This is a genomic window from Brevundimonas sp. GN22, from assembly GCF_054824005.1.
Window position 1 is genome coordinate 1 of record NZ_JSYD01000054.1, and the last position, 6,650, is coordinate 6,650.

Here is a 6,650-nt window from a genome sequence, read left to right on the forward strand (position 1 = left end):
GGCGCTTGGATTACAGGACACAACCTGCTCCAGTCGCCGCCGATCCGGTTCGAGACGTTTGGCCTCTACTCCAGCGTCCTGACCCGAGATGGCAGTGTCTATACGCTGGAGCGGGAGTATTACCTTTGACGGATTGGCCCCAAGAGGCATGGGCGGGAACGACCGAAACCCGTGTCGGTCCGACGCTGGAAACCGAGCGCCTGATCTTGCGCCCGCCCACGCTGGAGGATTTCCCTCGGTGGTGTGAACTGCTGGCTGATGAAGAAGCCAGCAAATTCATCGGTGGTACCCAGTCCAAGCATCAGGTCTGGCGCACCATGGCCATGGTGGTTGGCATGTGGGCCCTGCACGGTGAGGGCATGTTCTCGCTGCTCGACAAGAAGACAGGCCTGTGGCTGGGCCGCATCGGGCCACTGCATCCCTATGGCTGGCCGGGCAGGGAGGTGGGCTGGAGCCTGCACCCCGACGCTCACGGCAAGGGTTATGCGATGGAGGCAGCCATCGCCACCATCGACTATGCCTTTGATGTTCTGGGCTGGCCTGACGTCATTCACTGCATCGACCCGCTGAACACGCCATCGGAAAGGGTGGCCCAGCGGCTGGGGGCATACAACATGGGCCCGCGCCCGCTTCCAGCTCCCTTTGACACCCTGACCTGCAATGTCTGGGGTCAGACCAAGGCCGAATGGCAGGTCAACCGCGCACGCCTTGCAGCAGGAACGTAAGCGGAACATAATGCGGGAATGGCCCCTGCCGCTCCCGATATCGAACTCAGCTTTTCACGTCCCGAGACGACCCATGCGGTAACGCGCGGGGCGGCGCGGTTACTCGCCGACATGGGCTATGCGCCGTTGATGGAGGTGCGCCTTCCGAACGGCCGCCGGGCGGACGTGCTAGCTCTGGGCCGCCGGGGCGACATCATCATCGTCGAGGTGAAATCCGGCATCGACGATTTCCGCGTCGATCGCAAATGGCATGAATATGCGCCTTATTGCGATGCCTTCTATTTCGCTGTCTCGCCGGAGTTTCCCGACGGTGTGCTTCCGGACGAGCCGGGCCTCATCTATGCCGACGGCTTCGGTGGTGCCGTCATCCGGGACGCCGTACCCGAGCCATTAGCCGCCGCCCGCCGCAAAGCCATGCTTATCGCGTTCGCACGGCTCAGCGCGTTCAGGATGCTCAGGAGTGAAGTGTCCTAACGCCAGTGACGCGATCATTGGCTATTTGAGGACGGTAACCTGTCCAGATTACCTTGGCGCGCGTTTAGCGAGGATGCGTTGCAAGGTGCGACGGTGCATACCGAGGCGGCGGGCCGTCTCCGAGACGTTCTGGTCGCACAGCTCGAACACGCGCTGGATATGCTCCCAGCGGACGCGGTCCGCGCTCATGGGGTTTTCCGGCGGCTCCGGTGCTTCGCCGGAGGAGAGCAGCGCCTTGACCACGTCGTCGGCATCGGCGGGCTTTTGCAAATAGTCGACGGCACCGGCCTTTACCGCAGCAACCGCAGTGGCAATCGCGCCATAACCGGTCAGCATGACGATGCGGGCATCCTCGCGGGCGTCGCGCAGGGCCTCAACCACCTTCAGGCCGTTACCGTCCTCAAGACGCATGTCCAGCACGGCAAACGCCGGCGGTGACTGGCGAATGACAGCCTGAGCCTCGGCGACCGAAGCGGCCAGAGACACCTCGAACCCCCGCGATTCCAGGGCGCGGCCCAGACGCGTACGCAACGCCTGATCATCGTCCAGCAACAGCACGGACTTGTCGGCAAGATCGGCAATCAGGTTTTCGAGTTCAGACATCAACTTCTCCTGCGCCTTCAGGTCGGGGTTCAGGCCACCAAGGTCAAGGAAGAAGACCGGTGGTGCGACATATGGTTCCAATCAGGCGGGATCGAGCGGCACGTCGGTGTGGTCCGGCTGATGGGCCTCAAGTCGTTGGCGGGGCCAGCGCACGGACACCCTCGCGCCCTGACCGCTTTCGTCGGGGCGCATCAGCCCGTTGCCGATGGACACCCGCGCACCGCTGCGCTCCAAAAGCGTGCGGGCAATAAAGAAGCCCAGCCCCATCCCGCCCTGACTGGGCGAGATCGCGGCCTCGGCGTCGTTGTCTTTGGACGCCAGTTGCTTGGCCAAAGCGCGGCGGGCCTTGTTCTGGGGGCGGGTGGTGACATAGGGCTCGCCAAGGCGCGGCACGACGTCTGGAGAGAAGCCGGGGCCGTCGTCGCTGATATCGACCGTAATCCATCCCGCATCCACGGTGGCTACAAGGTTGACCGTCTGGGTGGCAAAGTCGGCTGCATTTTCCACCAGTGCCGACAGCCCATGAATGATCTCGGGCTGGCGATAGATGCGCGGCAGGGGCTGACCTTCGGGCGCGACCACGGCGAGATTGAAATCGAGATCAAAGCCCTGGTGAGGCTCGGCCACTTCCTGAAGGACAGCTTTCAGGTCCGCCTCGGCAAAGGCACCCTCGTTATCGTCGTGTGAAGTCGACAACTGGTTCAGGATTTCGCGGCACCGTGCGGCCTGTTGCAGGATAAGGCTGGCGTCTTCAGCGATGGCGCTATCGGCCTCGGCGTGACGGAGCATTTCGCGCGCTACGATCTGGATCGTCGCCAGAGGTGTGCCCAATTCGTGGGCTGCGGCTGCCGCCAGACCCCCGATGGCGGCAAGACGCTGCTCGCGCTGCAGAACATCCTGGGTCGTGGCCAGCGCCAGCTCCAGTCGCTCGGCATCATAGGCGACCTTCCAGGCATAGCCGGAAGTAAACAGCACGCCCGTAATCAGGGCGATGCCCAACTCCATCCGGTACAGGCCGGGGAGGACCAGCGCCTCGTCCGTTCGCCACGGGAAGGGCAGGGACCACCAGAACATGCAGGCCACGCACACCAGAGCCAGCGTCGCCAGCCCCAATGCCTGACGCGAAGGTAGGCTGGCGGCCGCCACGGTCACGGGGGCGACCAGCAGCAGGCAGAAGGGGTTGGTCAAACCGCCCGTCAGCGCCAACAAAATGGAGAGCTGCAGGATGTCGAAACCGAGCTGGAAGGTCGTGCGGCCATCTTCGCGTAGGCCGGCACCCTTGCGGCGCGCCCTTGCCATGGTGATGAGGTTCATCACCACACTGGCCCCAATCACCGCAACGCAGGCCCAGACCGGCAGCGGGAAATTGAGCACGAAATAGGCGGCGAGAACTGCGCCGGTCTGACCGATGATCGTCAACCAGCGCAAAACGATGAGCGTCCGCAGGCTCAGTCCGCGTCCACGGCTGGACTGACGCGACAGGCTGAGCAGGTCGCGCGTGCCGCTGCGGGCGGCGGTCGCAATGGCCTGCGACAGGGAGGGGGCTTCTGTACCGTTCACCGAACCCTTATACCCCCAAAACGTCGCGCGCCGCACAGGGCGGATGCGCACAGTCGCTTCTTGTCCAAGGGTGGCCCATGCCGCGTCGTTCAATCATCATCTTTGCCGCTATCTGCACGCTTCTGGCTGTGGGGCTGGCGGTGTTCACCATGGTTTCGGTGAACAAACAAAACGCGTCCGACGCGCCGCGCGCCCGCGAAGTGGCAACGGGTCAACCGCTGATCGGCGGTGATTTCACTCTGGTCAATCAGGACGGCCAGACGGTCGACCAGACGATCCTGGACGGCAAGTGGTCGCTGGTCTTCTTCGGCTTCACCTATTGCCCGGACTATTGCCCGACTACGCTCGGCGTTCTGAACGCCGTGCAAGAGCGTCTGGGCGTTGATGCCAAGGATTTGCAGATCGTCTTCATCAGCATCGATCCGGCACGCGACACGCCGCAGATGATGAAGGACTATCTGTCGTCGGACGGCTTCCCCGAGGGCGTCATTGGCCTGACCGGCACACCCGAACAGGTGGCGGCTGCCGCCAAGGCGTACCGCGTCTATTACCAGAAGTCGGGGGAGGGTGAGGGTTATACGATGAACCACTCGCTGACCATCTATCTGATGGGGCCGGACGGTAAGCTGCGTAGCCCGCTGACGCACGATCTGGGGCCGGACAAGAGCGTCGACGTCATCCGCCGCGTGATGGCGCGCGGATAAGCCTCGCCGCAGGGAAAGCTTTCCATAAGGCAACGTCCATGTTTCATTGTGCGTTGCAGTATGAAAGCTGCTGATCCCTGCTCGTTCGTTCGGGCGTGTCTATTGGTATTTCATGCTCTACGCCCTGCACGAGCTTGCCTATCACTCCGCCACTCCTCTGCGCTTCGGTGCACAGATGGCCCGCCAATTCTGGACCTCGCCATTTAATCTGGCGTCCGACACGGCTGTGGGACGCACCGCCTTTGCCACAGCGGAGCTGATCGAGAGCATTACGCGGCGCTATGGCAAGCCGGAATGGCGGCTCGAAAGAGTCGATATCGGCGGACACCCAGTGCGGACGACCAGCGAGGTCGTGTGGTCGTCGCCGTGGTGCCGCCTGATCCGCTTCAACCGCAACCGCGACGACCTGAAAGCGGTGAACAAGCCCGCTGCCGCGCCGTCAGTGGTCATCGTTGCCCCGCTGTCGGGTCACTATGCGACCCTTCTTCGCGGCACGGTCGAAGGTTTCCTGCAAGACTACGACGTGCTGATCACCGACTGGGTCAATGCGCGTGAAGTCCCTCTACTAGAGGGGCGCTTCGACTTCTCGGATTATATCGATCATGTCCGCCTGATGCTGGAGGCTATCGGTGGCCGCGCCCACGTCGTGGCTGTCTGCCAGCCCGGCCCCCCGGTTTTGGCCGCCTGCGCCTTGATGGCCGAGGACAACCACCCGAACCGTCCCGCCTCCATGAGCTTCCTCGGCTCTCCGATTGACGCGCGCCTCTCGCCGACGGCGACCAACCAACTGGCCGAGGAAAAGCCGTTCACCTGGTTCAAGTCGAACATGATCCACACCGTGCCTTTCCCGTACGCGGGCGTGGGCCGGCGGGTCTATCCGGGCTTTGTGCAGCTCTACAGCTTCATGTCGATGAACGAGGAAAAGCACATCGACGCCCACCGCGGCTATTTCGACAGTCTGGTCAGCGGGGACGGCGACGGGGTCGAAAAGCACGAAGAATTCTATGACGAATACCTGTCCGTGCTGGACCTGACCGAAGAGTTCTATCTTCAAACCATCGAACACGTGTTCCAGCAGTACTCGCTGCCGCGCGGGGTGCTGGAGCATCGCGGGCGCAAGGTGGACCTGTCGACGATCAGCGACATCGGGCTAGCCACTATCGAGGGCGAGAACGACGACATTTCCGGTGTCGGCCAGACACAGGCCGCACACGTTCTGACGCCCAACATCCCTGATACGCGCCGCCTGCTTCACGTGCAGGAGGATGTCGGTCACTATGGGGTGTTCAACGGCCGTCGCTTCCGTGAGCACATCTATCCGCGCCTTCGGGATTTCATCCAACAGAATGAAGCTGTTTCAGCCTAGGTATCGGGACGGCGACCGACTGGCCCTTTCCAACGGTCACACCCTCAGGCTGTCGGTGAACAAGCGAGCGCGCCGGTTGTCCATCCGCATCGACACCCGATCGCGCGAGGCGGTGGTGGTCGCGCCCTCAGCCTCGGCGCTCGCCCAAGGCGTGGCCTTTGCCCAGACCAAGGCTGAATGGATCGGCGAAAAGCTTGATCAGGCGGTTGAGGGGCAGCCGTTCAAGCCGGGTATGACGGTGGGACTTCTGGGTCGCACTATCCGACTTGAAGGGGCGGCTGGCGTGGGGGCGGCACGCTTGATCGATCTTCCGGACGGGCCGGTCTTGCGCGCGGGCGGCGAGGGCGATGCCTATTCCCGTCGCATCGAGAACTGGTTCCGCAAACAGGCGCGGCTGTACCTGCTTGAGCGTACGGAGCATTACCTGAAGGCCTTGGGGCAGGCGCCCGTGCGTGTCTCTATTGTCGATACCCGCTCGCGGTGGGGGTCATGCAGTCCTCACAACCGCTCGATCCGCTATAGCTGGCGCGTGGTTATGGCCCCTGAAAGAGTGGCCGATTATCTGGCGGCTCACGAGGTGGCCCATCTGGTCCGTGCCGACCACAGCCCCGAATACTGGGCCGTGGTCGAAGGATTGATCGGCGATCACAAGCCTATGCGCCAATGGCTGAAACGCCACGGCGCACAGCTTCACGCTATCGGGGCCTAGTAGAACAGGGCGTCGTCCGTCCGTGACGCCTCGGGGCGTTTCGGATCGACCAGTTTTGGATCGACCCTCTTAGGATCAGGGCGAACGAGTTCTTGCGGTTGGTCGACCGGCGGGGCGACCGGCATGCCGTCCTCGTCCAGAATGCCGGTCTCGTCGGCATAGGGATCGTCAACCTGACCCAGAGCGGCACCCACCGGATCCGGCGGGACCCAGCCGTCCGGCAGGGCCGGACCATTGGGGATGGCCTGGACGGCCAGCTTAGGCAGGGCAGCCTGCATGAAGGTGGCGAAGATCGCGGCAGGCGCGCCGCCGCCCGAGACGCGGCTCATGGCGGTGTTGTTATCCTTGCCCACCCAGACGGCGGTGGTGAAGCCGCCGGTATAGCCGACGAACCACGCGTCCTTGTAATCCGAGGTGGTACCGGTCTTGCCCGCGATATCGCGGCCACCCACGGCGGCGGCGCGTCCCGTACCGGAGGTCACGACCGAACGCAGCATCTGGTTCAGATA

Annotated in this window: 8 protein-coding genes; 5 read left to right on the forward strand and 3 right to left on the reverse strand. The window is 63.3% G+C overall.

Annotated features, from left to right (window positions below):
• Nucleotides 1–125 precede the first annotated feature (125 nt).
• Complete coding sequence (locus OB03_RS08630) at nt 126–725, forward strand: GNAT family N-acetyltransferase (RefSeq protein WP_461343849.1); 600 nt, start codon at nt 126–128, stop codon at nt 723–725.
• A gap of 18 nt (nt 726–743) precedes the next feature.
• A complete protein-coding gene (gene mmcB, locus OB03_RS08635) occupies nt 744–1,199 on the forward strand; it encodes a DNA repair putative endonuclease MmcB (protein WP_461343850.1) in 456 nt (151 codons plus the stop codon).
• A gap of 48 nt (nt 1,200–1,247) precedes the next feature.
• Here mmcB and OB03_RS08640 read toward each other — a convergent pair whose 3' ends face one another.
• Both OB03_RS08640 and OB03_RS08645 read right to left on the reverse strand, forming a co-directional pair.
• A complete protein-coding gene (locus tag OB03_RS08640) occupies nt 1,248–1,802 on the reverse strand; it encodes an ActR/PrrA/RegA family redox response regulator transcription factor (RefSeq protein ID WP_242913089.1) in 555 nt (184 codons plus the stop codon).
• Nucleotides 1,803–1,883: 81 nt separating this feature from the next.
• Nucleotides 1,884–3,455 carry an ActS/PrrB/RegB family redox-sensitive histidine kinase gene (locus OB03_RS08645; protein ID WP_461343851.1) on the reverse strand — a complete coding sequence of 524 codons (1,572 nt, stop codon included), beginning with the start codon at nt 3,453–3,455 and terminating at the stop codon, nt 1,884–1,886.
• On the opposite strand from OB03_RS08645, the gene OB03_RS08650 reads away from it, so the two are divergent.
• The 3 genes from OB03_RS08650 (at nt 3,440) to OB03_RS08660 (ending at nt 6,141) form a co-directional block, all read left to right on the forward strand.
• Nucleotides 3,440–4,066, forward strand: coding sequence for an SCO family protein (locus OB03_RS08650; protein ID WP_461343852.1), 627 nt, complete (start codon nt 3,440–3,442; stop codon nt 4,064–4,066). The genes OB03_RS08645 and OB03_RS08650 overlap by 16 nt on opposite strands.
• A 112-nt stretch (nt 4,067–4,178) precedes the next feature.
• Nucleotides 4,179–5,432, forward strand: a complete 1,254-nt coding sequence (locus OB03_RS08655) for a polyhydroxyalkanoate depolymerase (protein ID WP_242912432.1) — start codon at nt 4,179–4,181, stop codon at nt 5,430–5,432.
• Nucleotides 5,413–6,141, forward strand: a complete 729-nt coding sequence (locus tag OB03_RS08660; RefSeq protein ID WP_461343853.1) for a M48 family metallopeptidase — start codon at nt 5,413–5,415, stop codon at nt 6,139–6,141. The genes OB03_RS08655 and OB03_RS08660 overlap by 20 nt, the downstream gene beginning before the upstream one ends.
• Here OB03_RS08660 and OB03_RS08665 read toward each other — a convergent pair.
• A partial coding sequence (locus OB03_RS08665) for a penicillin-binding transpeptidase domain-containing protein (RefSeq protein WP_461343854.1) occupies nt 6,138–6,650 on the reverse strand: 513 nt, incomplete at its 5' end. The two genes, OB03_RS08660 and OB03_RS08665, sit on opposite strands and share 4 nt — an antisense overlap.